The following is a 325-nucleotide window of genomic DNA, read 5'->3' on the forward strand; positions in this document are numbered from 1 at the left end:
ACCGATTCCGTTTTCGGTATCAAGCTCTTTCATAATCTTAATGCAGGTTGCCTTTGCACATCCCAAATCTTCCATAATAGCATCCACCGTATAAATAATGTACGCCCTGCTTTCATCATCCAGCCAGCCGTTTTTCATGGATAATGACATCCTGTCAAGCATCAGCCCATAGAGGAGCTTAGCATCACTACTAAGCCCCTTAAATCTCTCGTCTTTAATCAAAAGCCGGGGAACACGATAAAAAGAGAACTGCTCTGCTTCAATTCCGTAATAATAATCAAAGTTTATTGTATCGCCCACTTTACCGTGCCTCCTTTACTGCTTA

At 41.8% G+C, this 325-nt stretch carries 1 protein-coding gene; it reads right to left on the reverse strand.

All coding sequences use genetic code 11. The features are described 5' to 3' along the window. The coding region (locus tag DW677_RS17900; RefSeq protein ID WP_147324993.1) for a replication initiator protein A at positions 1 to 300 on the reverse strand (300 nt) is incomplete at its 3' end. Positions 301 to 325 lie beyond the last annotated feature (25 nt).

The organism is Clostridium sp. AM25-23AC, from assembly GCF_003435125.1.
Taxonomy (GTDB): Bacteria; Bacillota; Clostridia; order Lachnospirales; family Lachnospiraceae; genus Pilosibacter; species Pilosibacter fragilis.